24 protein-coding genes are annotated in these 25399 nt (G+C 63.6%); 6 read left to right on the top strand and 18 right to left on the bottom strand.

The window, feature by feature from the left end:
• Positions 1 to 22 precede the first annotated feature (22 nt).
• Positions 23 to 994: a quinone oxidoreductase gene (locus IB277_RS23685; RefSeq protein WP_192371951.1), complete on the top strand. Its 972-nt coding sequence runs from the start codon at positions 23 to 25 to the stop codon at positions 992 to 994.
• A gap of 58 nt (positions 995 to 1052) precedes the next feature.
• Here IB277_RS23685 and IB277_RS23690 read toward each other — a convergent pair whose 3' ends face one another.
• From IB277_RS23690 to IB277_RS23700, 3 genes are all read right to left on the bottom strand, one after another.
• Positions 1053 to 1733, bottom strand: a complete 681-nt coding sequence (locus tag IB277_RS23690) for a helix-turn-helix domain-containing protein (protein ID WP_063891316.1) — start codon at positions 1731 to 1733, stop codon at positions 1053 to 1055.
• 127 nt (positions 1734 to 1860) lie between these two features.
• Complete coding sequence (locus IB277_RS23695) at positions 1861 to 2106, bottom strand: DUF2798 domain-containing protein (protein ID WP_034790124.1); 246 nt, start codon at positions 2104 to 2106, stop codon at positions 1861 to 1863.
• Between the two features lie 45 nt (positions 2107 to 2151).
• On the bottom strand, positions 2152 to 3021 hold the full coding sequence (locus tag IB277_RS23700) for an NmrA family NAD(P)-binding protein (protein ID WP_034790122.1): 870 nt from the start codon (positions 3019 to 3021) through the stop codon (positions 2152 to 2154).
• A gap of 112 nt (positions 3022 to 3133) precedes the next feature.
• On the opposite strand from IB277_RS23700, the gene IB277_RS23705 reads away from it, so the two are divergent.
• Complete coding sequence (locus IB277_RS23705; protein WP_034790120.1) at positions 3134 to 4027, top strand: LysR family transcriptional regulator; 894 nt, start codon at positions 3134 to 3136, stop codon at positions 4025 to 4027.
• Between the two features lie 34 nt (positions 4028 to 4061).
• On the opposite strand, the gene IB277_RS23710 is transcribed toward IB277_RS23705, so the two are convergent.
• Positions 4062 to 4925 (bottom strand): DMT family transporter, encoded by an 864-nt coding sequence (locus IB277_RS23710; protein ID WP_034790119.1) that lies wholly within the window; start codon positions 4923 to 4925, stop codon positions 4062 to 4064.
• A 101-nt stretch (positions 4926 to 5026) separates the two neighbouring features.
• Here IB277_RS23710 and IB277_RS23715 point away from each other — a divergent pair, with 101 nt between their 5' ends.
• Together IB277_RS23715 and IB277_RS23720 are read left to right on the top strand one after the other, a co-directional pair.
• On the top strand, positions 5027 to 6442 hold the full coding sequence (locus tag IB277_RS23715) for a PLP-dependent aminotransferase family protein (protein ID WP_060519928.1): 1416 nt from the start codon (positions 5027 to 5029) through the stop codon (positions 6440 to 6442).
• 339 nt (positions 6443 to 6781) lie between these two features.
• A complete protein-coding gene (locus IB277_RS23720) occupies positions 6782 to 7822 on the top strand; it encodes a glutamine synthetase beta-grasp domain-containing protein (RefSeq protein ID WP_192371952.1) in 1041 nt (346 codons plus the stop codon).
• 121 nt (positions 7823 to 7943) lie between these two features.
• Here the strand turns inward: IB277_RS23720 and IB277_RS23725 are convergent, their stop codons facing one another.
• From IB277_RS23725 to IB277_RS23765, 9 genes are all read right to left on the bottom strand, one after another.
• A complete protein-coding gene (locus IB277_RS23725) occupies positions 7944 to 8843 on the bottom strand; it encodes an ABC transporter ATP-binding protein (RefSeq protein ID WP_060585826.1) in 900 nt (299 codons plus the stop codon).
• A 5-nt stretch (positions 8844 to 8848) separates the two neighbouring features.
• A complete protein-coding gene (locus tag IB277_RS23730; RefSeq protein WP_034790084.1) occupies positions 8849 to 9652 on the bottom strand; it encodes an ABC transporter ATP-binding protein in 804 nt (267 codons plus the stop codon).
• Positions 9649 to 10539, bottom strand: coding sequence for an ABC transporter permease (locus tag IB277_RS23735; RefSeq protein ID WP_192371953.1), 891 nt, complete (start codon positions 10537 to 10539; stop codon positions 9649 to 9651). Before IB277_RS23735 ends, IB277_RS23730 begins: the two co-directional genes overlap by 4 nt.
• Before the next feature lies 1 nt (position 10540).
• Positions 10541 to 11518, bottom strand: coding sequence for an ABC transporter permease (locus IB277_RS23740; protein ID WP_060529168.1), 978 nt, complete (start codon positions 11516 to 11518; stop codon positions 10541 to 10543).
• A gap of 193 nt (positions 11519 to 11711) precedes the next feature.
• The gene (locus tag IB277_RS23745) at positions 11712 to 13361 is read right to left on the bottom strand and encodes an ABC transporter substrate-binding protein (RefSeq protein WP_192371954.1); all 1650 of its coding nucleotides are present in this window, start codon (positions 13359 to 13361) and stop codon (positions 11712 to 11714) included.
• 40 nt (positions 13362 to 13401) lie between these two features.
• Positions 13402 to 14424: a glycoside hydrolase family 3 protein gene (locus tag IB277_RS23750; protein ID WP_192371955.1), complete on the bottom strand. Its 1023-nt coding sequence runs from the start codon at positions 14422 to 14424 to the stop codon at positions 13402 to 13404.
• 21 nt (positions 14425 to 14445) lie between these two features.
• Positions 14446 to 14925 carry a GNAT family N-acetyltransferase gene (locus IB277_RS23755; RefSeq protein ID WP_034790046.1) on the bottom strand — a complete coding sequence of 160 codons (480 nt, stop codon included), beginning with the start codon at positions 14923 to 14925 and terminating at the stop codon, positions 14446 to 14448.
• 447 nt (positions 14926 to 15372) lie between these two features.
• Positions 15373 to 15741 (bottom strand): YbaN family protein, encoded by a 369-nt coding sequence (locus tag IB277_RS23760; RefSeq protein WP_082572828.1) that lies wholly within the window; start codon positions 15739 to 15741, stop codon positions 15373 to 15375.
• Positions 15742 to 15760: 19 nt separating this feature from the next.
• Complete coding sequence (locus IB277_RS23765) at positions 15761 to 16450, bottom strand: DUF2161 domain-containing phosphodiesterase (protein ID WP_060519920.1); 690 nt, start codon at positions 16448 to 16450, stop codon at positions 15761 to 15763.
• A 272-nt stretch (positions 16451 to 16722) separates the two neighbouring features.
• Here IB277_RS23765 and IB277_RS23770 point away from each other — a divergent pair, with 272 nt between their 5' ends.
• Both IB277_RS23770 and IB277_RS23775 read left to right on the top strand, forming a co-directional pair.
• Complete coding sequence (locus IB277_RS23770) at positions 16723 to 18057, top strand: nodulation protein NfeD (RefSeq protein ID WP_192357848.1); 1335 nt, start codon at positions 16723 to 16725, stop codon at positions 18055 to 18057.
• A 54-nt stretch (positions 18058 to 18111) separates the two neighbouring features.
• The gene (locus tag IB277_RS23775; protein ID WP_192357850.1) at positions 18112 to 18897 is read left to right on the top strand and encodes a slipin family protein; all 786 of its coding nucleotides are present in this window, start codon (positions 18112 to 18114) and stop codon (positions 18895 to 18897) included.
• On the opposite strand, the gene IB277_RS23780 is transcribed toward IB277_RS23775, so the two are convergent.
• The 5 genes from IB277_RS23780 to IB277_RS23800 all read right to left on the bottom strand — a co-directional run bounded on the left by IB277_RS23780 (position 18898) and on the right by IB277_RS23800 (position 25365).
• Complete coding sequence (locus IB277_RS23780) at positions 18898 to 19710, bottom strand: inositol monophosphatase family protein (RefSeq protein ID WP_192371956.1); 813 nt, start codon at positions 19708 to 19710, stop codon at positions 18898 to 18900. It abuts the gene before it with no gap.
• A 33-nt stretch (positions 19711 to 19743) separates the two neighbouring features.
• Positions 19744 to 20805: an ABC transporter ATP-binding protein gene (locus tag IB277_RS23785; RefSeq protein WP_060585829.1), complete on the bottom strand. Its 1062-nt coding sequence runs from the start codon at positions 20803 to 20805 to the stop codon at positions 19744 to 19746.
• A gap of 8 nt (positions 20806 to 20813) precedes the next feature.
• Positions 20814 to 23048, bottom strand: a complete 2235-nt coding sequence (locus tag IB277_RS23790) for an iron ABC transporter permease (RefSeq protein ID WP_060585773.1) — start codon at positions 23046 to 23048, stop codon at positions 20814 to 20816.
• A 140-nt stretch (positions 23049 to 23188) separates the two neighbouring features.
• A complete protein-coding gene (locus IB277_RS23795) occupies positions 23189 to 24214 on the bottom strand; it encodes an ABC transporter substrate-binding protein (protein ID WP_034790034.1) in 1026 nt (341 codons plus the stop codon).
• Between the two features lie 128 nt (positions 24215 to 24342).
• A complete protein-coding gene (locus IB277_RS23800) occupies positions 24343 to 25365 on the bottom strand; it encodes an ABC transporter substrate-binding protein (protein WP_192357853.1) in 1023 nt (340 codons plus the stop codon).
• Positions 25366 to 25399 lie beyond the last annotated feature (34 nt).

Here is a 25399-nt window from a genome sequence, read left to right on the forward strand (position 1 = left end):
ACTCAACCAGAGGACCAGATCCATGAAAGCTATCCGCGTGCATCAGCACGGCGGGCCCGATGTGCTCGCCTACGAAAATTTCGAACTCGGCGAACCCGGCCCGGGGGAAGTGCGCGTGCGCAACCGGGCGATCGGCGTCAACTTCGTCGACATCTATTTGCGCAGCGGCGCCTACCCGCCGCCGCAGCTTCCATTCATCCCAGGTAAGGAGGGAGCCGGAGAGGTGGTCTCTGTCGGGCCCGATGTCGAGGGCTTCAAGCCGGGTGACCGCGTTGCCTATGCCGAGGCGCTCGGAGCCTATGCCGAGGAACACAATGTGCCGGCCCGTGTCCTCGTGCATCTGCCTGAGGATATCGACTTCGAGACGGGTGCGGCGATGATGCTGAAAGGGCTGACGGCGCAATATCTGTTGCGTCGCACCTTCCGGGTCGAGGCCGGCCACACCCTCCTCGTTCATGCGGCCGCGGGCGGTGTCGGCCTGATCCTGACGCAATGGGCGAAACATCTTGGGGCAAAGGTCATTGGCACCGTCGGTTCGCCGGAGAAGGCCGAACTGGCGCGGGCCAATGGTGCGGACTACGTGATCGACTACGGCAAGGAGAACTTTGCAACGCGCGTGCTCGAAATCACCGAAGGCGAGGGGGTCGACGTCGTCTACGACAGCATCGGCAAGGCGACGTTCGAAGGTTCGCTCGACAGCCTGCGCCCCCTCGGTCATTTCGTCAGTTTCGGCGCCGCTTCCGGCTCGATCCCTCCCTTCGACATCACGACGCTGGCGCAGAAGGGATCGCTTTATGCCACCTGGCCGCTGTTACCGGCGCATCTATCGCGACGCGAGGACGTGCTGGCGATGAGCAAGGATCTCTTCGACGTTGTCGCGCGCGGCGCGGTCAATATCCGCGTGCACGCGCGACTGCCATTGGCCGAGGCAGCCGAGGCGCATCGCCGGCTCGAAGGACGCCAGACGACAGGCGCCTTGGTGCTCCTGCCGTAAGGCCAGCGATGGGGCGATATGTTCTAAGAACTCGTGGCGGCGCTGGCTGTGGCGCCCGTCACTTGCCTTCGGCGATCCCCTCGAGCCGGTTCTCGGCCCGGGTCACGGCGAGGCTGTCGGTGGGGCTTCCTGAGGGCGCTCCGTCGCCGAAGACGTCCATGGTGCAGGTGTGCAGGATCGTGGTCGGCTCACTGGTGTGGTTCCACATCGTATGGGTGCGCAGCGACGGGAAATGAGCGGAATCGCCCGCTTCGAGAACCATCGCTTCGCCGTCCACCTCCAGCGTCAACGCTCCCTTCAGGATGAAGAAGATTTCCTCTCCCTCATGCGACATTGGCTCGCTGCGATGGCCGGGCGGCTCGTGGATAATAGTGCTTCTGAGCACGTTGCCGGGAAAGGAGGCGGAGAGCCGCTCATAGGAGACGGCCTTGCCGCTTTCTCCGCCGAGCCCATAGACCGGACGGTGTTCGCGCCGGGTAAATGGCGTCGCCACCTTCGGCGGATTGAGGAAGCTGCCGGCCTCGACTTTCAAGGTCCGGCAGACAGCGATCAGCGAGGTCAGCGACGGGACGGTGATGCCGCGCTCGATCTGCGAGATGAAGCCGACGGAAAAACCGGCCTCGTCGGCGACCTCTTGAAGCGTCATCTTCAGGGCCTTTCGCCGTTGGCGCAGGCGATCGCCGAGCGGCGGCGTTTCTGCCTCGCCGGTCGAAGCGCCGCTGGCATGGTCCGTCGTCACTGTCTGTCCCCTTCTCGTCTCTCCTCAAGCTAGGGCGCGGCCCGATTTCCTGTCAATCGTTTTTAGATATCCTAAAAATATCGGTTGCGCCCGAAAGGTCGGCTCGGGGTGAATAGCGCGAGATCGGTCAGTTGCTGCGCGGCTGTTCGACGGTCGCCGCCACGATGCGGCGCACGAGCGGAAGAACCACGAGCAGGCTCGGAAAGGCGACCAGCCAGGAGAAAGCCCAGGCCTTGATCCATAGTGCGAGAATATCGGGATGGATGCCGTTGCCGATGGCCGTCGAGACGAAGGAGACGATGCCCGACATCAGGACGGAAAGAACAAGCGGCATGACGATGGCCTGGTATCGATGCGGAAGCTTTTTTGACATGAGGTGAACTCCGGGGGGTAAGGGAATAGGTGTGGCCGCCGACCGTTAGGCCTGCGCCAGCTCGCGAATGAAACTCTCGAGATTGCGCGGTTCGCGCTGAAGAGCGGCGCGCAGCGTCAGGCTGTTTCCGCCAAGTCCGACTTCGGCATAGTGGGCGTGAACCTTGGACAGCAGCTCCAGCTGGTGGTCGGTGTATTTCGCGGCGATCGGTTTTGCCCATTCGTGAAAGCCGATGGTTGCCGCAACGATCGGCCGACCGAGCGCGGCGCTCATCATTCGGGCGATTTCCTCGCGGTTGTGCCGGCCCTCGGCGCTAAGTTCCAGCGTCGCATAGGCGAGCCGGTCCTCCGTGAGGGCAATGGCCGCGACTTCGGCGACATCACGGTAGTCGACACGGGCGATGCGCGTTGCTGTCGGAAACGGCTCGGCGAAGCTGCCGGTGGCAAGCACGCTCGCCCAGGCCGACCGCAGGTTCTGCATGAAGTTTGCCGGATGCAAAATGGTGTATTCGAGCGGCGAGGAATAGAGCGCGTCCTCCACCGGGATCTTGGCTGCATGGTTCTTCAGCCGCACATGGGTTGGCTGGATGACCGAGGAGAAAACGAACTTCCGGACGCTGGCGCGAACGGCGGCTTCGACCATCGATACGCCCATCGCCGCCTCGTCCGGCGCAAAGGCCGGGCCGATGTGGAAGACGCCGTCAGCGCCCTCAAGTGCCCGGTCAAGGCTGGTGCGCTCGCGCAGATCGCCGATCGCGATCTCCGATGCACCGAGCGATTTCGCAATCGTGCCCTGCGCTTCGTCGCGGATGAGGGCACGGACCCTGGCGCCGCGCCGCGCCAGTTCGGGAAGGACAAGGCCGGCGAAGCGGCCGGTGGCACCGACGACAAGGATCGTGTTGGAGCGCTGGTTCATGGGGTCTGCCTTTCGAGCCGTCGTGATGTGACGATCTCAAGCTAGTGCTGCACAACAATGCGGACAATCGACGCAAAATGTGATTTATTCTCCAGCAAAACGGGATTATCGAATGAGCCGCATCGAAGATCTGGAGGCCTTTCTGGCCATCGTCGAGCAGGGGAGCCTGACGGCCGCGGCGAAACGCCTGGGCAGACCGCTCCAGACCATCAGCCGGTCGCTCGCCATGCTCGAAGCCGATGTCGGTGTCGAGCTGGTGCATCGCACGACCCGCCGCTCAATGCCGAGCGAGGCGGGCGAGAGCTTTTATCTGCGCATCAAGCCTGCGGTGGAGGAGATACACGACGCGCGCGAGGAGGCCGCACAGCGGCGCTCCGAGCCGTCAGGCGTGCTGCGCCTTGGGGCGCCCAATCTGTTTGCGCCGCGGTTCCTGATACCTGTGATCGCCGAGTACATGGCGAAATATCCGGAAGTCGAGGTCGATCTCGACCTCTCCGATGCCTTCGTCGATCTGGCAGCGAGCGGACTCGATCTGGTCTTGCGGATCGGCGATCTGCAGGATTCTGGCCTGACCGGCAAGCGCCTGGGCGCGCTTCGCCGCGTCGTCTTCGGCTCGCCCGCCTATTTTGCGAGCTTCGGCCGGCCGTCTCATCCGCAGGAACTCGCTGCGCATCGTTGCGTCACGCGCACGGGCGACGAGCGACCCGGCGTCTGGATGTTCAGCATCGACGGGCGGGCTCGCGCCGTCAAGGTGAGCGGCGGGTTTCGCACCAACTCGATGAATGCGATCTATGCGGCGGTGGAGCAGGGCCTCGGCCTTGGCTTTTCGCCGCTCTGGCAGATCAAACATCTGATCGATGCCGACAAGGTCGAAACCGTGCTTGAAGACTTCGAGCCGGCCCCGGTGCCGATCCATGCGCTGTGGTTGGAAGGGCGGACCCCATCTGCAAAGATCCGCCGCTTTCTCGATCTGCTCGGCGCGCGGTTGAAGCTCGACCGCCTCTGAAGGGCTTGGGCTGCGCCGCCCCGTGAAAAGCCGCCTATTTCGCGAATTTCTTGGCGCCGGCAACGCAGAGCACGATCGCGCCGGTCGCGGCCAGCATGCTCCAGCTGACCGGCTCGCCGAGAAGTGTTGCAGCGAGTGCCAGGCCGAAGAAGGGCTGCAGCAACTGCAACTGTCCGACGCCGGCGACGCCGCCGAGCGCAAGGCCGCGATACCAGAAGACAAAGCCGACGAGCATGCTGAAGAGCGAGACATAGGCAAGGCCCGCCCAGGCGCCGTTGGTGACGGCTGCGAAGGAGGCCGGCAGCGTGAAGAGCGTCAGCGCCAGCATGATCGGCAAGGACAGGACCAGCGCCCAGCAGATCACCTGCCAGCCGCCAAGCTTGCGCGAAAGGCTGGCGCCTTCGGCATAGCCGAGGCCGCAGACAATGATGGCGCCGAGCATCAGGAGGTCGCCGACGGGCGATGCGGCAAAGCCCTGCACCAGCGCGAAACCGACGACCGCGGCGCTGCCGAGCGAGGAAAAGAACCAGAAGGCTGGGCGCGGCCGCTCGCCGGCACGAAGCACGCCGAAGATCGCGGTTGCCAATGGCAGAAGTCCGACGAAGACGATCAGATGCGCCGAGGTGACGTGCTGCAAGGCCAGCGCGGTTAGCAGCGGAAAGCCGAGCACGACGCCGAAGGCGACGATTGCCAGCGAAACGAGATCGGCCTTCGCCGGTCGCGGCTGGCGGAAGATGAGAAGCAGCAAGAGGCCGAGCAGGCCGGCGATCGCCGCGCGCGCGACTGTCAGAAACACCGGATCAAAGTCCATCACTGCGACGCGGGTCGCTGGCAATGATCCGCTGAAGATCAGCACCCCGAGAAAACCGCTCATCCAACCGTCTGCCGTCTTGTCCATAGCATTCTCCTTTTTCGTCTGTATCCGTCGAACGGACTGGCTCTGCCAGAGACAATGCGGTACAGTTTTGCAAAACTGTATTGGATGTATGAGCAGTACGGATGACGGTTCAGGAGTTGGAGCTCGGCAGCGAAACGCTGCTCGAAGGCGTGATGTCGACGATCCGGCAGCGGATCGCCGGGCGTGTCCTAACGCCGGGGGCGAAGCTTCCGTCGATCCGCGCCTTCGCCAACACCATGCGCGTTTCGAAATCCACCGTCGTCGAAGCCTATGAACGGCTGGTGGCCGAAGGTGTCATTCGCTCGAAGCCCGGCGCCGGCTTCTTCGTGGCGGCGCCGCTGGCGCCTCTGTCTTTGGCCGAGATCGGTCCGCGGCTCGACCGGGCCGTCGATCCGCTGTGGGTGTCGCGCCAGGCGCTGGAAACGGGCGATAGCGTGCTGAAGCCCGGCTGCGGCTGGCTGCCGCCGAGCTGGATGCCGGAAACTGCAATCCGCCGTGCTCTTAAATCGGCATCCAAGCTGGAGGCGAGCGGGCTGACGGACTACGGAACGCCGCTTGGCCATCGGCCCTTACGCCAGCTTCTGGCGCGGCGTCTCGGCGAGCACGGTGTCGAGGCATCGCCCGACCAGATCATCCTGACGGAATCCGGGACGCAGGCGATCGATCTGCTCTGCCGCTTCCTGATTGAGCCAGGCGATACGGTCGTGGTCGACGACCCCTGCTATTTCAATTTCCATGCTCTGCTGCGCGCCCATCGGGCAGAGGTCGTAAGCGTGCCCTATACGCCTTCGGGGCCCGATCTCGAGAAATTCGCTGAGGTTCTCGCAACCCACCGGCCGCGGCTCTACATCACCAATTCCGGGCTTCACAATCCGACAAGCGCCACGCTCTCGCCGGTCGTTGCCCATCGTCTGCTGAAGCTCGCCGAACAGGCCGGGCTGACGATCGTCGAGGACGATATCTTCGCCGATTTCGAGCATACGCCGGCGCCGCGGCTTGCCGCCTTCGACGGGCTCGAGCGTGTCGTGCAGATCGGCAGCTTCTCCAAGACTCTCTCGGCCTCCATCCGCTGCGGCTTCATCGCCGCGCCGCGGGGGTGGATCGAGGGGCTGGTCGACCTGAAGATCGCCACCACGTTCGGTGGGCCGAGCCTTGCGGCGGAGCTGGTTTTTGCGATGCTCAAGGACGGCAGCTACCGCAAGCACATGGAGGCACTGCGCGAGCGCCTGGCACGGTCGATGAACGAGACGGCGGCGCGGCTCGGGGAGATCGGCATCACGCCATGGATCGAGCCGCAGGCCGGCATGTTTCTCTGGTGCCGTTTGCCCGATGGCATCGACGCGGCCGAGGTGGCGCAGAAATCACTGCAGCAGGAAATCGTGCTGGCGCCCGGCAACGTCTTTTCTCACGCCGGAACCGCCAACGGCTTCATGCGCTTCAATGTTTCCCAGTGCGAGGACGCGCGGCTGTTCAAGGTCCTGCCCGCGATCATGCGCCAATGCGTCGTCGGGCGCTGAAGTTGACCTGTCCGGTTCATTGCGCCACTGCACGTTTTGCAGGCAATCGCCGGCATCTACTGACGCTGGATCTTTGATCGCAGACTTGCCGCCCTGCTTTGCCGCGGAGTCGGGCAGGTTTTGCCTATTTTTTGTGCGAATCGCTGCTTCCTTGCGCTGTGCCATCGGTTCGGCCGCGCTCGCACCTGCTTCTAGCGACCCCTTTTTCTGGATTCTCGACGCTTAATCCGAGTTGGCACGATTAATGCTTCTTAACGCTCATCGGTCGTCGGGCAGCCAGTCTGGATTGCCCAACCGCTTCGGAACCAAGCCATTCCTGGCGTCATGTGAGAGAACGAAATGACAAAGTTTAAGCTCGAATACATCTGGCTCGACGGTTGCAAGCCCACCCCGAACCTGCGCGGCAAGACCCTGATCAAGGAATTCGATGCTTTCCCGACGCTGGAACAGCTGCCCTTCTGGGGCTTCGACGGTTCGTCGACGATGCAGGCCGAAGGCAGCAGCTCGGACTGCGTGCTGAAGCCGGTCGCCGTCTATCCGGATCCGGAGCGCAAGAACGGCGTTCTCGTCCTTTGCGAAGTCATGATGCCGGATGCCAAGACGCCGCATCCGTCCAACACCCGCGCTACGGTTCTGGATGACGACGGCGCCTGGTTCGGTTTCGAGCAGGAATACTTCTTCTATCAGAACGGCCGCCCGCTCGGCTTCCCGGATGCCGGTTACCCCGCGCCGCAGGGCCCCTACTACTGCGGCGTCGGCTTCAGCAACGTTGGCGACGTGGCCCGCAAGATCGTCGAAGAGCATCTCGACATCTGCCTGGCTGCCGGTATCAACCATGAAGGCATCAACGCGGAAGTCGCCAAGGGCCAGTGGGAATTCCAGGTGTTCGGCAAGGGCTCGCGCAAGGCTGCCGACGAAATCTGGCTTGCCCGCTACCTGCTGCAGCGCCTGACCGAAAAGTACGGCATCGACGTCGAATACCACTGCAAGCCGCTCGGCGACACCGACTGGAACGGCTCGGGCATGCACGCCAACTTCTCGACCGCCTACATGCGCGAAGTCGGTGGCAAGGAATACTTCGAAGAGCTGATGGCTGCTTTCGCCGAAGCTCGTGCCGACCACATCGCCGTCTACGGCCCGGACAACCACATGCGCCTGACCGGCAAGCACGAAACCGCTTCGATCCACCAGTTCAGCTACGGTGTTGCTGACCGTGGTGCGTCGATCCGCGTTCCGCACAGCTTCGTCAACAACGACTACAAGGGCTATCTCGAAGATCGCCGCCCGAACTCCAAGGGCGACCCCTACCAGATCGCTTCGCAGATCCTGAAGACGATCTCCACCGTTCCGACCGACGTCGAAAAGCGCGAAGCCGCCTGATTTTATGGCCCGGCGCACGAGGGCGCCGGGCCAAAAATCGACGGGGTTGCGCTTTTCGCGACCAAACAAAAACGCCCCGGGGTAAGCGGGGCGTTTTTGTTTTAGCCAGTCGGTGGGCGGCTCAGGCCGCGCGCACGAAATGATCGGGCTCGACTTCGCGGATTGTCTCCTGGGTCGCTGCCGAACGCCGGCGCGTTTCATCGGCTTCGGCTGAGCTCACCTGCGCGTTCGGATCGTCGAAGCGGATGTCCGGATCCGGCACTGCCGAGAGCAGCAGCTTGGTATAGGGATGGGCCGGGTTGTCGATGACCTTGCCGGTGTTGCCCCATTCGACGATCTGGCCTGCATACATCACCGCGATATCCTCGGCGACGTAGCGGGCCGTCGCGATGTCGTGGGTGATGTAGAGCAGGCCGAGATTCATCTCGCGCTTCATTTCGCTCAAGAGATTGAGCACGCCGAGCCGCACGGAAACGTCGAGCATCGAGGTCGGCTCGTCGGCGACGATGACTTCAGGCTTGGCCGCGAGCGCCCGGGCGATGTTGACGCGCTGGCGCTGGCCACCGGAAAGTTCGTGCGGGTATTTCGGCGCGACGATCTCAGGATCGAGCTTCACCTGCCGAAGCAGGCCCTTGATCTCTTCGTCGACCGCCGCACCCCTGATGTCAGAACGGTGCAGCATCAGCGGCCGCTTCAGGTGGTAGGCGATGGTGTGGGCCGGATTGAGCGAAGCGAAGGGATCCTGGAAGATCATCTGCACCGAGCGGCGATAGTCGGCGATTTCCTTGGATCCGGCCGCGTCGACGGGCTTGCCCTTATAGAGCAGCCGTCCTTCGCTCGGCTCGTATTCGCGCATGGCGATGCGGGCGCAGGTGGTCTTGCCGCTGCCGGATTCGCCAACGACGGCAAGCGCCCGGCCCGCATGCAATGAGAACGAGATAGCCCTCGCCGCGCGCACGGCGGCGGGGCCATTGCCGAAGGTCTTGCTGACCTTGTCCAGGGTAAGAATGGGTGCGGACATGCCGGTCATCGAAGAACGCCTCCGTGCAGCGAGGGGAAGGAGGCCCAGAGCTTCTTGGTATAGTCGTGCTCCGGTGTCCGGTAGATGGCGTCGGCGGTGCCCTGTTCGACCAGCTTGCCGCCGAGCATGATGCCGATGCGGTCGCAGAACTGCACCATCAGCCCGAGGTCGTGGGTAATGAAGAGTACGGCAAAACCGAGCTTGCGCCGGAGTTCGTTGATCCGCTGCAGGATTTCGCGCTGCACCACCACGTCGAGCGCCGTCGTCGGCTCGTCCATGACGATCAGCCGCGGATCGAGCGCGAGGCAGATGGCGATGACGATGCGCTGGCGCATGCCGCCGGAAAACTGGTGCGGATAATCGCGCATCCGGTCCGGCGAGATATCGACGAGCTTGAGCATCTCGGCGGTGCGATCACGCGCCTGTGCGCGGGTGATGCGCTTGTGCGTCTTCAAGACGTCGTAGAACTGCTGTTCGATGCGCAACACCGGGTTCAGTGAGTTCATTGCGCTCTGGAACACCATCGCCACTTCGCGCCAGCGGAAGTCGGCGAGATCCTTCTGGTCGAGGTCGAGCACGTCGCGGCCGTCGAGCAGGATGGCGCTTTCCTTGCGGATCAGCGCCGGCGGCTTGTGCAGCCGGCTGATGGCAAAGGCGATCGTGCTCTTGCCGCAGCCGGATTCGCCGGCAAGGCCGAAGACCTCACCGGGGGCAACGTCGAAGCTGACATTGTCGACGGCGCGGAAATCGTTGGTCTCGCCAATGTAATCGATGGTTAGGTTCTTGACCGAAAGCAAAGGTGCGGTCACAGGCGGCCCTCCCCGGAACGGATGAGCGCGGACCAGCGGCCGAGCCGGTTGCCGGTGCGAAGCCGCGGATTGGCGATTTCGTCGACGGCGAAGTTGAGCAGCGACAGGCCAATGCCGAGGAAGGCGAGCGCGAAGCAGGGCGTCAGGATGTCCCACCAGGCGCCGACCGAAAGGGCGGAGGCCTTCTGCGCCGCATAGAGCATCGTGCCCCAGGAAACGACCTTGGGATCGCCGAGGCCCAGGAACTCGAGCGTCGCCTGGGTGATGATCGCGAAAATCACACTGCCGATGAAGTTGATGCCGACGATCGAGATGAGGTTGGGGAAGATTTCGAAGGTCATGATGCGCCAGCGTGGCTCGCCCATCATCTCGGCGGATTTCACATAGTCCTTCTGTTTGACCGACAGCGTCTCTGCGCGGGTGACACGGGCACCCCAGGCCCAGGACGTGCAGCCGAGAATGAGCGCGATGACCCACGGACTTGCCTGGCCGATGAAGGCGGCGAGCACGAGCAGCAGCGGCAGGTTCGGCACGACCAGCACCATGTTGGTGAAGAAGCTGATGACCTCGTCGATCTTGCCGCCGCGATAGCCGGCGATGATGCCGAGTGCTGTGCCAACAATGGTGATGAGAAGCCCGGCGCCGAAGCCGACGGCGAGCGACGTGCGTGCGCCGTAGATGAGGCGGGCGAAGACGTCCTGGCCGATACGGGTGGTACCGAGCCAGTGCTCGAGCGACGGTGACTGATGCGGCCGTCCGACGCGCGCGCCCGGGTCATAGGAGGTCAGCAAGGGGGCTGCGATCGCGACAGCCAGGATGAAGGCGACGATCAGCGCGCCGACCATCTCCTTGCGGTTGTGGATGAGCGGAAAGGAGGAGGTTTTCATATCACGCCCTCTTCAGTCGCGGGTCGAGCAGCACGTAGCTGACGTCGACGATGAAATTGGCAATGAGCATGGTGGCGGTCATGATCAAGAGCTGTCCCTGGATGACGGGGTAATCGCGGGCGAGGATCGCCTGGTAGAGAATGTTGCCGAGGCCCGGATAGTTGAACACCACCTCGGTCACCAGCGAGCCGCCGAGCACAGTGCCGATGGCGATGGCAAGGCTCGAGACGGTCGGCAGCAGGGCGTTGCGCGCCGCATACCAGATCATCACGCGGGTGTCGGAGAGCCCCTTCGCGCGGGCCATGACGATGTAGTCTTCGCCGAGCAGGTTGATCATGTTGTTGCGCATGGTCACGGCGAAGCCGCCGGTCAGAACCGCGCAAAGCGTCAGCATCGGCAGGATGCCGTGGTAGAGGATGCTGCCGATATATTCGAACGTGAAGGCGGGATCGAGCGCCGGATCGGCGGCATAGCCGGTCGGGAACCAGCCAAGCGTGAAGCCGAAGGTGAAGACGACGATCAGCGAGGTGACGACGGCGGGAACCGAGGTCGCGAAGATCGCGCCGACGGAAACGATGACGTCGAACAGGCTGCCACGGCGCCAGGCCGCGAGAATGCCGAGGAAGGTGCCGAGCGCGAAACTGACGATGGTGGCAGTTCCCATCAGACCGACGGTCCAGACGAGTGCGTTGCCGAGCACGGTGGTCACCGGCAGCGGGAAATACTTGATGGAACGGCCGAGGTCGCCGCTGAAGATGCTGCCGAGATAGGTGAGGTACTGCTGCCAAAGCGGGCCATCGACGAAGCCGAAGGTGAGTTTCAGGGCCTGCAGGCTTTCGGGCGGCAGTTCAGCGCCGGCGCTCGAAAACATGATCTGCACCGGATCACCGGGCATCAGCCGCGGCAGGAAGAAGTTGATCGTCGCCGCTGCGACGAAGGCCGCCAGATAGAAGCAGAGGCGGCGAAGCAAAAAGGCCATCGGGAACTCCATCGACTGCGGCTGCCGCAAGAGCGCGTCAGGCGGCAGGGCTGTCTTCTTATCGAACCGCCCGTGGAGACTGACCCCAAGGACGATTGCGTGGCGGACGAAAAGCGCCCGCCACCGTTGCCGATCGAGATGCGGCGCCCTCCCGGATCGTCGTCCGAAAGGGCGCCGCGCCTTCGATCAGGGATCACTTCACCGGTTCAAGCGCCAGCAGGTGCAGAAGACGCGCCGGGTTGTTGCGGGTGATCGACGGGTTGACGAAGGGGTTTTCCGCCGTCGCCCAGCCCTTGAAGCGCTTGGTGTTGTACTGGTACCAGTTCGGGTTGTTGAACACCGGGATCATCGGCATGTTTTCGGCGACGATGCGCTGTGCCTTGTTCATCGCTTCCTTCTGCTTGGCCGGGTCGGCGGTCTGGGTGAACTCGGTCAGAAGCGCTTCGACATCCGGATTGAACCAGCGTTGCGAGGTAAAGCGGGTCTTGCCCTTGTCCGACGCGCTGAAGGCGCGCTTGTAGGGGTAGTAGGGCGAGGCCGATGCCGGCAGGCTGTTGATCGCCGCATCGAAGGTGCCGTTGATGAGGTTGCCGGTCCAGACCGCTTCCTCGGGCGTCTCGATCTTGCCGTCGAGGCCGACGGCCTGCAGGCCCTCGACGGCGATCGTCACCGTGTCGATCCAGTCGGTCCAGGAGCTCGGAACGATGATCGAGAACGAGATCTTGCTGCCATCCGGGTTGTCGCGGAAGCCGTCGCCGTCCTTGTCGGCGTAGCCGGCCTCGTCGAGCAGCGCCTTGGCGGCATCCGCATCGTACCTGCCGTACTTGCCGAAATCGGCGGCGACCGACGGATCGGCCCAGCTCTTGTAGAGCTCGCCCATTCCTGCCGGGTCTTCGTTGAGCGTCGGGTAGCCGTAGCCGGCGACGTCGACCATGGTGCCGCGGTCGAGCGCCATCGAGGCGGCACGGCGGAACTTCACGTCGTTGAAGGCCTTGCGGTTGTTTTCGTTCGCCGTTTCCTGGTTGAACAGGAAGGCGACCATGCTGCTTGGCGAATACCAGAAGTGGAAGTGTTCCGGATCCTTGGCGACATAGACGTTCTCGATATCCGGGATGAAGGAGACGCCCCAGTCGAGCGTGCCCGACGCGGTCGCCGTCAGGATCTGGTTATTGTCGGCAAGCTGCGGGAAGCGCACGCAGTCGACCTTGAGCGTTGCTGCGTCCCAGTAGTGCGGGTTGCGGCACTGGTCGTAGGTCTGGCCGGTGAAGCGCGGGATTTCGGTCAGCGGACCGCTGCCGACGGGCGTTTCGTTGGCGAAGGTGACCGGCTCGGCAATGTCCTTCCAGACGTGCTCGGGCACGATCGGCAGCTGCGCCAGCTGTTCGGCTGCAAGCGAGCTCGGATTGGCGAGCGTGAAGCGCACGGTCTCAGCGTCCACGGCCTCGACACCGGTGATGAAGGTCCAGATGCTGACGAAGTCGAGCGCCGGGAACTTCTTCAGGTAGTCGTAGGTGAACTTGACGTCGGTCGCCGTCAGCGGCTTGCCGTCGGACCACTTGAGGTTTGGACGAAGCTTGAACTCGATCGACTTCAGGTCGTCCGAGAGCTTGAAGCTTTCGGCCAGCCGGAAGACCGGCTTGTTGCCGTCGAAGCGGTTGAAGACGACCAGCGGCTCGTAGATGAAGTCGAGCGTGCTCTGGCGCGCCGAGGTCTGGTTGAACGGGTTGAAGTTGCGAACCCAGGTGGTCGCCGGCTCGATATTGGCCGTCAGCACGGTCTGTGCCGCCGCCGGGCCGGCGATGAGGGCGAGCGCGGTCGCTGCGCCGAGAAGCGATTTTTTCACGGTAGTTCCCCTTTTAGATCGCTAGGATTTCTTGTTTCGGTCAGGCCACGAGGGCGCTGTTGAACATGTCCTCGACTTCCGCATGCACGGCGCGCACATCGACCTTGAGCGTGCCGAGCCGGGCGTTGGCGGCGTCGATGCGTTTCTGCGCGGCGGCGGTCAGCGGGCTTGCCGCCTTGGCTGCCGCTTCGCTTTCGGCGAGATCACCATGGCTGTGGAGCGCGATGTCGAAGCCGGCATCGAGCACCTGGCGAACACGCTCCGGCAGGGTGCCGCGCAGCGATTCCATGAAGATGCAGTCGGAGATGAGGACGCCGTCATAGCCCATGTTTTTGCGGATGACGTCGTGCATGATCGGCGAGATGGACGCCGGCAGTTCCTTGTCGAAGGCCGAGTAAACGACGTGGGCGACCATGGCCCAGGGCGTGTCGCGCAGGGCGACGAAGGGCTTGAAATCGGTGGACGTCAGCAATTCACGCGAGGCGTCGACGACCGGGCGCTCCTTGTGCGAATCGAGCGTCGCGCGGCCATGGCCGGGAATGTGCTTCATGATCGGCATGTTGCCGGTCTCGAGCAGGCCGTCGACCACTTCGCGGCCGAGTCCGGCGATGAAGTCCGGGTCGGCGCCGAAGGCGCGGGCGCCAATGACGGAGCTCGTCGTCGAGAAGACGAGGTCGAGCACCGGCGAGCAGCCGCTCGTCAGGCCAAGATCGGTCATCATCGTGCCCATGGCCTGGCTTGACAGGCGCAGGGCCTTCTTGCCGAGGGCAAAGTCACGGCGGGCGAGTTCGGCGAATTCGCCGAAGGAGCGGAACAGCGGCCAGGGGCCGGCGTCGAGATGCTGAACGCGTCCGCCTTCCTGGTCGGTGAAGACGGGAGCGTCTTCGCGGCCGACGGCTTCGCGGAAGCGTTCGATCAGAGCCTTTGCCTGCTGCGGATCACGCAGGTTACGGCGGCCAACGAAGAGACCGAGCGGGTTGGTTTCGCGAAACAGGGCGAACTCGTCGTCCGAAAGCGTAGGGTTCGGAAGACCGACAAAAAGGGCGAGGGGTGTCGAGGACATTCAGAGGCTCCGAGATTGGAATTATTTGGAGGGGCGGCGCAGCATGCCCTGGTAGATCCCCTTGTCGGGGGCGGGGATCGGCACGGCGCCCACGGTCTTTGCGTAGAAATCGACCGGGCCGGCGTCGCCGATGAAGGCATAGGCGTGGCCAAGCGTCTTCATGGTGTCGAGGCAGTCGGAAAGCAGGGCGACGCCGATGCCCTTGCCGCGGGCGACGGGATCGACGCCAGTCGGGCCGAAGAAGCCGGGAGCGGTCGTGTCGTAGCAGGCGAAGCCGACGAGCTTGCCGTCGTCAACCGCGATAAGACAGGCGACGGGCCTGCGCGTGAAGGCGACAGTCACCTCGCTCGCCCAGTTCTCGCTGAAATTCTCCCGAACCCAGCCGACGACCAGGCCCATTTCCGGCGGCAAGGCGGGACGGATCGTCACCTTGTCGGTTTTTGTTCTGCGCTTGAGTTCACCGAGGATCGGCGAATACAAGCTCACCAGCATGTCAGGCATATGCTCCTCCACATATTCCTTTATTAAGGAATTGCTGCCTTTGTAATGCAATAGATGGAGCCAACCGGACCGGCTTGTCAATCGCCAATCGTCAGTTTTGGGGGTCTATCTGCGTTCAGCAGGTGCCTATGTGAGCTGATGAAACGTTTCCACGGCCGTTCGCGATGCATAAATTCACGCGATCGTGCATTGCGTGGATGCGGAACAACGGTCGAGCAAGAGAGCGAGCCGGTGCGCGGCCGCGGAAATTGCACATTTGTACAACTTTGTTCTTGAGTTGTTCGAAGTATATTTTGATTTACAAAAACACTAAGTATGGATGTATACGCTTATAGCGTGTGCGCCCGGAGAATATTTCGACCATTTCGCGCGCAATCAAGTATTTCTTGAGAGGAAAAGTATCGTTTCCCGTTTGCACCGGCCTGGTTCGTTGGCCGTGCCGACCGGCTACTCCGCTGGACGCGTCAGGATGAAAAGCGCGGGAAGCGCCATTGCGGCTGCGACGATAGCGGCGAGCGAGAGGCTCGGATTGCCGAAGAAAAGGAAGAGGCCGAAGCTGGCGGCCATCAGGCTGACCGCACCGGTCTTGGCCCGCCGGGATATCGCCCCCTTTTCGCGCCACAGCCGAAGTGGGGCCCCGAAGACCCGGTGGTTGAGCAGCCATTGCTCCAGCCGGGGCGAGGCGCGGGCAAAGAGCCCGGCTGCCAGCAACAGGAACGGCGTCGTCGGCAGGATCGGAAGAAAGGCGCCGATGACGCCGAGGCCGACCATCAGCCATGCGAGGCAAAGATAGAGAAGGCGAAGCGCGGGGTTCACCGGAGGGCTCCAGGCTGTGTCATGCTTCGGATGCCTCGGCGATCACGACCGTCGCGGTCTCGAGCGGAGGCCAGCGGCGAAGTGCTTCGGCGCCCTGTTCCGACAGCGCGTAGATGCCGCGGTCGACCCGCTCGAACCAGCCATAGACGTTGCTGAGCAGGATTTTGGCGGCATCGGGTGCTACCGGGCGCAGATCGCGCGGGCGCTGCTGGCCGACTTGCAGGGCGGCAGCGCAGGCGAGCGCCTGCTGCCGATACGCGGTCATGATCGGTGTGCGCGTGGCGCCACCCGCGGTCGGATCGCCCTTGCGGCGGCGATGCTCGCTGATCAGGCGCGCTCTTTTCCTGTTGTTCTTGCGCGGCATCACCGCGGAAGCCGCGAGAATAACATCGACCATGCCATTGTCGGCGACCGCCAGCATCCCGAAGCCGAGCCGGCGGCAGAGATCGCGGAAACGCCGGTCACTCTCCCGCCCCTTGCCCTTGGCCGAAACACGGGCGGCGACCCACACCTCGTCGCCGGCGGTGGCGCGATCGACCGCCTGCAGGATCAGTTCGAGGTTGAAGCTCAGCTTCAGTTCGCACACGACCACCAGCGGCGGTTCGTCGTCGCTGAGCGCGACGATATCGCAGCCGCCGATCTCGCCCTTGACGCTGTAGCCGCGGGTTTCGAGGAAGCTCTTGATCGGTTGGTAGAGGGTCGTCTCCAAACCCAAAATCCTGTTCTGCTGAAACTGGAAGGCGCCAAAGGCGGCCTCGAATTGGCGGCGAAGCGTTGCCGCTCAAATGAACATCTAGCAGATACCGCCGATCGCCGCCGTTGTCATCCCGTCGCAGCCGAGAGGCCGCCGGCGTCCCGTGCTCTGACGTGCGAGCCCGCGGGCGCAGTAGAGGCCTTCGCTTCGTGCTAACCTTGTGTTGTGCTATCATGCGGCGAGTGGCCCTCTTCGCAGGTGTCGAGCATGCGAGGTTCTGACGACGGATGTTGCGAACCCTCACGCTGTTGTTTTTGTTGATCTTGTCCTTCGCGTTTCCAGCTTCGTCGCGGGCCGAAAACGATCGGGTCGCCTTGGTGCTGCATGTCAACGGCGCCATCGGTCCGGCGACCGCCGAATATGTCAGGCGTGGCCTGACGAAGGCGCAAGAGCGCCGCCTGCCGCTGGTGGTCCTGCAGGTGGATACGCCCGGCGGCCTCGACACCTCGATGCGCGAGATTATCCGCGCGATCCTTGGCTCGCCCGTACCCGTCGCAACCTACGTTGCGCCGAGCGGCGCGCGGGCGGCGAGCGCCGGCACTTACATCCTTTATGCCAGCCACATTGCGGCGATGGCGCCGGGAACGAACCTCGGCGCCGCGACGCCGATTGCGATCGGTGGCGACATGTTCGGTGAGGGTAAGGACGGCGACAAACAGCCGGCGGCGCAGAGCCCGGGCGAGGCAAAAATGGTCAACGATGCCGTGGCCTATATCCGCGGGCTGGCGGAGTTGCGCGGGCGCAATGCCGACTGGGGCGAAAAGGCGGTGCGAGAGGCTGCAAGCCTCTCGGCCGAGGCGGCCGTCCGGGAAAAGGCCGTCGATTTCACCGCGACCGACGTTACCGATCTCCTGAAGCAGGCGAACGGGCGGACGGTGCGCGTGGGGCAGCGAGAGATCGTGCTCGATACCGCAGGTCTTACGACCGAGGACTTCGTGCCCGACTGGCGCACCCGGCTGCTTTCAGTGGTCACTGATCCCAATATCGCGGTCATCCTGATGATGATCGGCATCTACGGCTTGATCTTCGAGTTCCTGTCGCCGGGGTCGGTGGCGCCGGGAACGATCGGCGGCATCTGCCTGTTGCTCGGGCTCTATGCGCTTTCGGTGCTGCCCGTCAGTTATGCCGGCATAGGGCTGATCATGCTCGGGATCGGATTGATGGTCGCCGAGGCGCATTCGCCATCCTTCGGCGTGCTCGGCGCCGGCGGCAGTTTTGCACTGGTTCTGGGCGCGGCCATTCTCTTCGATACGGATACGCCGGGTTTTGGGGTTTCCTGGTCCGTGCTGGCGGCGCTTGCGGTTGCAAGCCTCGGTTTTAGCCTTCTGGTCGCTCGGCTCGCCTTCAGTTCGAGCCGCCACGCGGTGGTGACCGGCAGCGAACAGATGATCGGCCTTGCCGGCACGGTCGAAAATTGGACCGGCGCGGCCGGTTACGTCATCGCCCATGGCGAGCGCTGGCAGGCCGTCAGCACGGAGACGCTGTCGAGGGGCGAGAACGTGAAGGTCATCGGGCGGAACGGACTGACGCTCGAAGTGATCCGCGACGGACCAAAGACATAGCGCCCGCGGATCTGGTGAGGGCGCGGTGAAGGCGCCCGGAATGGAGGAATGGTCATGGACATGTTCGGGAGCCTTGCTCCTTTTGCTGCGTTGCTGGTGCTCGTCATTCTCGTCATCGCCTATTCGATCCGGATCCTGCGTGAATATGAACGGGGCGTGATCTTCACCCTCGGCCGGTTCACCGGCGTCAAGGGGCCGGGGCTGTTCCTGCTTGTGCCCTATGTGCAGCAGATGGTGCGGGTCGATCTCAGAACCCGGGTGCTGGACGTGCCGAGCCAGGACGTCATCTCTCATGACAACGTGTCCGTTCGGGTCAGCGCCGTGATCTATTTCCGGGTGATCGACGCCGAGAAATCGACGATCCAGGTCGAGGACTTCATGATGGCGACGAGCCAGCTGGCGCAGACTACCCTGCGGTCCGTGCTCGGCAAACATGATCTCGACGAGATGCTGGCCGAGCGTGATCGGCTGAACGACGATATCCAGAAGATCCTCGACAGCCAGACGGATGCCTGGGGCATCAAGGTGGCGACCGTCGAGATCAAGCATGTCGACATCAACGAGAGCATGGTTCGGGCGATTGCCCGTCAGGCGGAGGCCGAACGCGAGCGGCGCGCCAAGGTGATCAATGCCGAGGGTGAGCAGCAGGCCGCGGCCAAGTTGCTCGAGGCCGCCGAGATCCTCGCCCGGCAGCCTCAGGCCATGCAGTTGCGCTATCTGAGCACCTTGAACGTCATTGCCGGCGAGAAGAACTCGACCGTGATCTTCCCGTTCCCGATGGAACTCGGTGGTCTGCTGGGATTCAAGCCCGACAAGCCCACCGGCTCGGCGCAAGAGTGATCAAGCTGCTGCCCGGTCAAGCTGGGCGACCTTCAGCAGGTCATCGACGGCGCTGGGGGCTGCGGCCAACACCGGCGCACAATGCGTCAGCGCCTCGCCCCGCGCGGGGAAAGGCAGCGTCCAGCCGCCGGCTTCGGTCACCAGGCAATAGCCGCCAAGGCAGTCCCAGGCATGCATGTAGGGTTCGTAATAACCGACGAGGCGACCTGCCGCCACATAGGCGATCATCAGTGCGCCGGAACCGTTGCGCATGAAGTTGCCGCCATTCGAGAGCAGGCGCTCGACGATGGCACCCATCTCGCCAGGTTTCACCTGATCGTTGGCGCCAAGCCCGGTGACGGCGTTGCGGATCGTGCGCGTGCCGTCGAGACGAAGCGGCTTGCCGTTCAGCGTCGCGCCCCGGCCGGTTGCAGCGGCATAGATTTCCTGGTGGCAGGGCGAGTGGATCACGCCGATAACGGGTTTCTCCGCATAGACCACCGCAATCGAGACGCACCAGTTTGGCATGCCGTTGACGAAGGGCGTGGTGCCGTCGATCGGATCGAGCACCCAGGTGAAGCCGGATGTGCCGTCGAGAAGTCCATGCTCCTCTCCGAGCACGCCATCGTCCGGAAACGCGGCGGCGATCTTGTCGCGGATCAACGTCTCGACGTTGCGGTCGGCGATCGAGACGACGTCGTGGGCGTCACGCTTGGTTTCGATGACGAGTGTTTCCCGCTTCAGGAAGTAATCGTAGGCGAGCCGGCCGGCCTCCTCGGCCATGGATTTGGCAAGCGCGAACCGGGCATCGAGGCCGGCAATTTCAGCAGTCATGCAAGTGTCCTTCTCGTATCCAGTTGTGAAAAGTCATGCGTCAATCAAAGCGAGGCCGCGGCTGCGGAAACCGATCGCGACCTCCGTTGCCGGAGATAGCATTTCCTCCACCGCCTGATCGACAACAAAGAGGAGACCCGCCGGCGTTTCAACCTCGTATTCGACGTGGCCGCCGAGATAGGCGGCGCTGCTGATCGTGCCTGAAAGGGCGGCACCCTTGGCCGGCGTCAGCGTCACCGCGTTGGGCCTTACGGCGAGTTTTGACGGACCCGTCCGGGCGCCCTTGGAGGGCAGGCGGTGCTCAAATCCGCCGATGCGGATCGTCGCCAGGCCGGCGTCGGTCGCGGTCACCTCGCAGGGCAGCACATTGGCCTCGCCCATGAAGTCGGCGATGAAGGTGGAGGCCGGCGCTTCATAGAGGTCGCGCGGCGCACCTTGCTGCGCGATCGCGCCATCTTTCATGACGATGATGCGGTCGGAAACGGCAAGCGCCTCGTCCTGGTCGTGGGTGACGTAGACGGCGGTGAACCCGAGGCGCTGCTGCAACTCGCGGATCTCTGTGCGCACCCTGCGGCGCAGTCGCGCGTCGAGGTTGGACAGCGGTTCGTCGAGCAGCAACACCTGCGGTTCGAGCACGAGCGCGCGGGCAACGGCGACGCGTTGCTGCTGGCCGCCCGAAAGTTCGGCCGGAAGCCGCTGGCCGAGGCCGCCGAGGCCAACGAGCTGCAGGCCTTCTTCGGCGCGCTCACGCGCTTCCTTCTTCTTGATTCCCGAGGATTCGAGGCCGTAGGCGACATTGTCGAGCGCCGACATGTGCGGGAAGAGCGCATAGGACTGGAAGACCATCGACACGTCGCGCTCGTTGGCCGGCAGCATGGTCACGTCCTTGCCGCCGATCAGGATCCGGCCGGCGGAAGGGTGTTCGAGGCCGGCCAGCATACGCAGCGTCGTCGTCTTGCCGCAGCCGGAGGGGCCAAGCAGGGTCACCAGCGTGCCCGGCTCGATGGTGAGCGACAGGTCGTGGATGGCGGTGAAGCTGCCGAACTGCTTGCGCACGTTCTGGAAGACGACCGAGCCGGTGCGCGGGGTGCTCATGGAGGTGCTCATGCGGTTTTCTCCTGGGAGATGGTGTTGGACGAACGGACCGGAGCGGCGCCGAGGAGGCGGTTCTCGCGCCTCAGCTTGCGTTCGCCGACGAGGAGTTGCAGGCCGGTGATGACGGTGATCATCACCAGGATTAGGGCCGAGGAGTAGGCGATCGCCACGCCGAACTCGCCGTTTTCGACAAGGCCGACGATGTAGGCGGTGGCCATGTTGTACTCGGCGCTGACGAGGAAGACGACGGCGCTGATCGAGGTGATCGCCCGGACGAAGGAATAGACGAGTGCCGCGACGATCGCCGGACGCAGCAAGGGCAGGATGACCTTGCGCAACGTGCGGAAGCTCGTTGCCCGAAGCGTCAGCGACGCCTCGTCGAGGCTCTTGTCGAGCTGGCTCATCGCTGCAATGCCGCCGCGCACGCCGACCGGCATGTTGCGGAAGACGAAGCAGGCGACGAGGATCAGCGCCGTGCCGGTCATTTCGAGCGGCGGCAGGTTGAAGGCGATGATGTAGCTGATGCCGATGACGGTGCCGGGGATAGCAAAGCTCAGCATCAGCGCGAACTCGAAGACATCACGGCCGGCGAAACGCTGGCGCACGATCAGATAGGCCGTCAGCAACCCGACCATAGCCGTCAGTGGTGCTGCGATCAGCGAGATCTCCATGGTCGTCCAGAAGGAGTTCCAGGCAACACCCGTCCAGGCGATTGCGCCGTCGGCAAACGAGATTGAGAAGGCCTTGGCGTAGTGGTCGAGCGTCAGCGAGTTGTCGAGACCCCAGGTCTTCACGAAGCCGCCGAAGAGGATCATGCTGTAAACGACGACGGTGAAGATCATCCAGGGAATGACGATGGCGTGAACGCCGATCGAGATCGAGCGTGGCAGTGCACTGTGGGCACCGGAATCGCCCTTGCCGGTCACGGTCGAATAGTTCTTGCCGGCGAGCCAGTAGCGTTGCGCCACGAAGGCCGTGAGCGTGAAGCAGAGAAGGATGATGGCGAGCACGGCCGCACGGGACGGATCGTTTTGCGCGCCGACGACGGCGAAGAAGATTTCGGTCGAGAGCACGCCATGGCTGCCGCCGAGCACCAGCGGATTGCCGAAGTCGGCCATGCTTTCGATGAAGCCGATGAGGAAGGCGTTCGCCAGGCCCGGCTTCATCAGCGGCAGAGAGACGGTCCAGAAGGTGCGCCAGCGGTCGGCGCGCAGCGTCTGCGACGCCTCTTCCATCGAAGGGCTGACCCCTTCGACGACGCCGATCAGCACGAGGAACGAGATCGGGGTGAAGGAGAGGACCTGCGCGATCCAGATGCCGGTAAGGCCATAGAGCCAGCGCCCCGGTTCGACGCCGAAGGCATCCGAGAGAAATTCGGTAACGACCCCGGCGCGGCCGAAGAGCAGCGTCAGCGCCAGGCCGATGACGAAGGGCGGCGTGATGATCGGCAACACCGTCAAGAGCCGCATGCCCTTCTTGAAGGGGAAGCGGGTGCGGGTGGCGACAAGCGCGAAGGCAAGGCCAAGCAGCGTCGAACCGGACGCCGTCATCAGCGCCAGCCATAGGGTGCGCCAGGCGACGCCGCAGCGGCCTTCGCCGACGACACAGCTCAGGCTCCAGATCGAGGCGTCCTGGATATTGCGGATGAAACCATCCGGTTTGAACGAGCCGTCGAAATCCTGAACCGACGCCGCGAACATGCTGCCGACCGGATAGAAGACGAAGACGATGACGAGGGTGACGAGCAGGGAAATCGCCGCGACGATGAAGGCGTCGCCCTTGAGCACGCCGCGCTCGGCCAGCCCGAAGGCGAACAGAAGAACGAAGGTGAGTGCCATAAGCACGGCGCCGGCGCCCATTGACGGCTGACCGTCGGAAAGCGTGCCGAACAGGGTCTCGCTGATCGTCCAGGTCCAGCCGGAAAAGCCGATCGCCAGCCCCTGGAGAGCGAGATAGAGAACCCCCGCTGCGCCGGCGACGGCAAGCAGAAGCCCTCGACGCGCGGGATCGCGGACGAAACGCGCTGCCACGCAGATGCCGAGCAGCGCCAGCGCCACGATCAGCCACGGCTTACCATGGGCGAAAATCTGCATCAGGCCGGGGGCAACGGCTGGATCCCCGGGGAAATCGGCAAGCCAGCCGAGCCCGAAGAAGCCGCCTTCGATGCGATACCAGGGGACAGCCAAGAATGCGGCCAGTCCGAGCCCGAGCGTGAGGTCGAGCCTGCGGTTGCGATGTTCCATGACGGTCCTCGCGCAATTTGGAATGAAAGATGATGTGACATCGCATCGCCGCGACGCATGCCGGAAGCGATGAACGACGGTTGGGACCGTTGGGCGGTGCCGGCCGGATCAATCACCCGGCCGAACCGTTCAGGCCGCGATCAGTTGGCGCTCGCGCCGACCTCGCGGTCCCAGCGCTCGAGCAGGGCTTTGCGTTTCTCGGCATCGCCGAAGGTGGCGAAATCGTAGTCGATCAGCTTGATGTCCTCGAACTTCGGTGCTTCCTTCGGCACTTCGGCCGACTTGTTGGACGGCAGCTGGAAGGACTTGGCGTCCTTCATGCGCGACTGGACCTCGGGCTTCAACGCCCAGTCGTACCAGGCCTTGGCATTGTCCAGGTTCTTGGCGCCGCGGATGATCGACATCGAGCCGATCTCGTAGCCGGTGCCCTCGCAAGGCGCGATCGACTTGATCGGGAAGCCTTCGGCAGTCTGTGCCACCGCGTCGTGCATGAAAACGATGCCGAGGCCGGCTTCGCCGCGTGCGGCTGCTTTCACCGGTGCCGAGCCGGACTTGGTGTACTGCGCGATGTTGCCGTTGAGCTTCTTCAAATAGTCGAATGCCTGGTCCTCGCCCATGATCTGCACCAGTGAGGCAAGCGCGGTATAGGCCGTACCGGAAGAGTTCGGGTTGGCCATCTGGATCTCGCCCTTCAGCGAGGCGTCGAGCAGGTCGGCCCAGCACTTCGGCTCTTTCAGGCCCTTCTTCTGGAAGATCTCGGTGTTGTAGCCCCAGCCGAGCGCGCCGGCATAAACGCCGACGGTGCGATAGCCGGAGCCTTCAGCCTGCTTCTTCGCCCAATCTTGGAGCTGGTCCAGCATCGGCGACTTGTATTCGAGCGTCAGGCCGTCGGAGGCTGCCTGCAGGTGCGGGTCGCCGGTGCCTGCCCACCAGATGTCGGTCTTCGGATTGCGCGCCTCGGCGCGGATCTTGGCGTAGGTTTCGCCCGAAGACAGGCGAACCATGTTGACCTTGATGCCGGTTTCCTTCTGGAAATCGCCGGTCATCTGTTCGCAGATGACCACGTCTGCGGAGCAGATGAGGTTGAGGCTGCCGGCAGCCTGGGCGGGCAGGGCGGCAAGCGCCGTGCCTGCAAAGAGCATGAGGGAAAGCGTCGTTGTTTTCATTGGGGCATCCTCCTGTTGCCTGTTTGAAACTTGGGCGCGAACGGGCATGGCGCGGCCATCGGCCTGCCCGCCGGGCGGCACGTTCACGATTTCGCTGCTGTGGATTTTGCTACGCTTCTGCGAAGCGCTCAGTTCGTCGCGGCGATCTCCGCGTCAAACCGTTTGAGCAATCGACTTCGTTCCTCCGGCGAGCCGAAGGTGGCGAAGTCGAAATCGACCATCTTGATCAGCGATATGTCCGGTGCGCCAGGCGGCAACTCCGCGCGGGCGTTGGATGGGACCTGGTTCTGGCCGGCAGCTGCACCCGTACCCTGGCCTTCCGGGGTGAGCGCGAAATCGACGAAGCTTTTCGCGTTTTCGAGATGGCGCGCGCCCTTGACGATGCTGACGGCGCCGATTTCGTAGCCGGTCCCTTCGCACGGCGCGACGATGACGAGTGGGAAGCCCGCCTGCTTCTGCGTGACCGCGTCATGCATGAAGGAGATGCCGATCAGGGTTTCCCCGCGTGCTGCCGCCTTGACCGGTGCCGAGCCGGCCGTGGTGTACTGGTCTATGTTGCGGTTGAGTGCGCCCATGAACCGGAAGGCCTCATCCTCGCCGAAGAGCTGCACCAGCGTTGCAAGCGTGGTGAAGGCGGTGCCCGACGAGTTCGGGTTGCCGCTGCGGATACGGCCGCGATAGGCGTTGTCGGCGAGATCCTTCCAGCAGGTCGGGGCCGGCAATTTCAGCGTATGCAGCAGGTCGGCATTGTAGGCAAAGCCAAGCGCTCCGGCATAAATGCCCGCCGAACGTCCGCCGGAGATGGCGAAGAAATTCTGCGCCCAGGGCAGCATGTCGCGCTCATGCGCCGGCTGATAGGGTTCGAGCAAGTTCTCCGATCCCGCCTGCAGATGGGTGTCGCCTGTCCCGCCCCACCACACATCGACGGTAGGGGTGTCCTTTTCGGCCCGGATCTGGGTGAGGATGTCGCCGTTGCTCTTTCGGGTCATAGCGACCTCGATGCCCGACTTCGCCTCGAAAGCGGCCTTCATCGTCGCGCACCACGCTTCGTCGACACCGCAAAGCACGGTGAGCGCCGGTGCCGTCATGCCTGACGTGGCGGCGCACAGCCATAGGGCCACGCCCGCGCCGATAGCGGTAATGCCTTTCACGATGTCCTCCCATTTGGAGCGTTGCCGCCCTCCG

Source organism: Ensifer sp. ENS07 (assembly GCF_014852185.1).
GTDB classification, from domain to species: Bacteria; Pseudomonadota; Alphaproteobacteria; order Rhizobiales; family Rhizobiaceae; genus Ensifer; species Ensifer adhaerens.

Coding starts and splice junctions, on each gene's coding strand:
- IB277_RS23685 (WP_192371951.1), top strand. CDS start 23: ATGAAAGCTATCCGCGTGCATCAGCACGGCGGGCCCGATGTGCTCGCC.
- IB277_RS23695 (WP_034790124.1), bottom strand. CDS start 2,106: ATGTCAAAAAAGCTTCCGCATCGATACCAGGCCATCGTCATGCCGCTT.
- IB277_RS23700 (WP_034790122.1), bottom strand. CDS start 3,021: ATGAACCAGCGCTCCAACACGATCCTTGTCGTCGGTGCCACCGGCCGC.
- IB277_RS23705 (WP_034790120.1), top strand. CDS start 3,134: ATGAGCCGCATCGAAGATCTGGAGGCCTTTCTGGCCATCGTCGAGCAG.
- IB277_RS23710 (WP_034790119.1), bottom strand. CDS start 4,925: ATGGACAAGACGGCAGACGGTTGGATGAGCGGTTTTCTCGGGGTGCTG.
- IB277_RS23715 (WP_060519928.1), top strand. CDS start 5,027: ATGACGGTTCAGGAGTTGGAGCTCGGCAGCGAAACGCTGCTCGAAGGC.
- IB277_RS23720 (WP_192371952.1), top strand. CDS start 6,782: ATGACAAAGTTTAAGCTCGAATACATCTGGCTCGACGGTTGCAAGCCC.
- IB277_RS23725 (WP_060585826.1), bottom strand. CDS start 8,843: ATGTCCGCACCCATTCTTACCCTGGACAAGGTCAGCAAGACCTTCGGC.
- IB277_RS23735 (WP_192371953.1), bottom strand. CDS start 10,539: ATGAAAACCTCCTCCTTTCCGCTCATCCACAACCGCAAGGAGATGGTC.
- IB277_RS23740 (WP_060529168.1), bottom strand. CDS start 11,518: ATGGCCTTTTTGCTTCGCCGCCTCTGCTTCTATCTGGCGGCCTTCGTC.
- IB277_RS23750 (WP_192371955.1), bottom strand. CDS start 14,424: ATGTCCTCGACACCCCTCGCCCTTTTTGTCGGTCTTCCGAACCCTACG.
- IB277_RS23755 (WP_034790046.1), bottom strand. CDS start 14,925: ATGCCTGACATGCTGGTGAGCTTGTATTCGCCGATCCTCGGTGAACTC.
- IB277_RS23770 (WP_192357848.1), top strand. CDS start 16,723: ATGTTGCGAACCCTCACGCTGTTGTTTTTGTTGATCTTGTCCTTCGCG.
- IB277_RS23775 (WP_192357850.1), top strand. CDS start 18,112: ATGGACATGTTCGGGAGCCTTGCTCCTTTTGCTGCGTTGCTGGTGCTC.
- IB277_RS23780 (WP_192371956.1), bottom strand. CDS start 19,710: ATGACTGCTGAAATTGCCGGCCTCGATGCCCGGTTCGCGCTTGCCAAA.
- IB277_RS23785 (WP_060585829.1), bottom strand. CDS start 20,805: ATGAGCACCCCGCGCACCGGCTCGGTCGTCTTCCAGAACGTGCGCAAG.
- IB277_RS23790 (WP_060585773.1), bottom strand. CDS start 23,048: ATGGAACATCGCAACCGCAGGCTCGACCTCACGCTCGGGCTCGGACTG.
- IB277_RS23795 (WP_034790034.1), bottom strand. CDS start 24,214: ATGAAAACAACGACGCTTTCCCTCATGCTCTTTGCAGGCACGGCGCTT.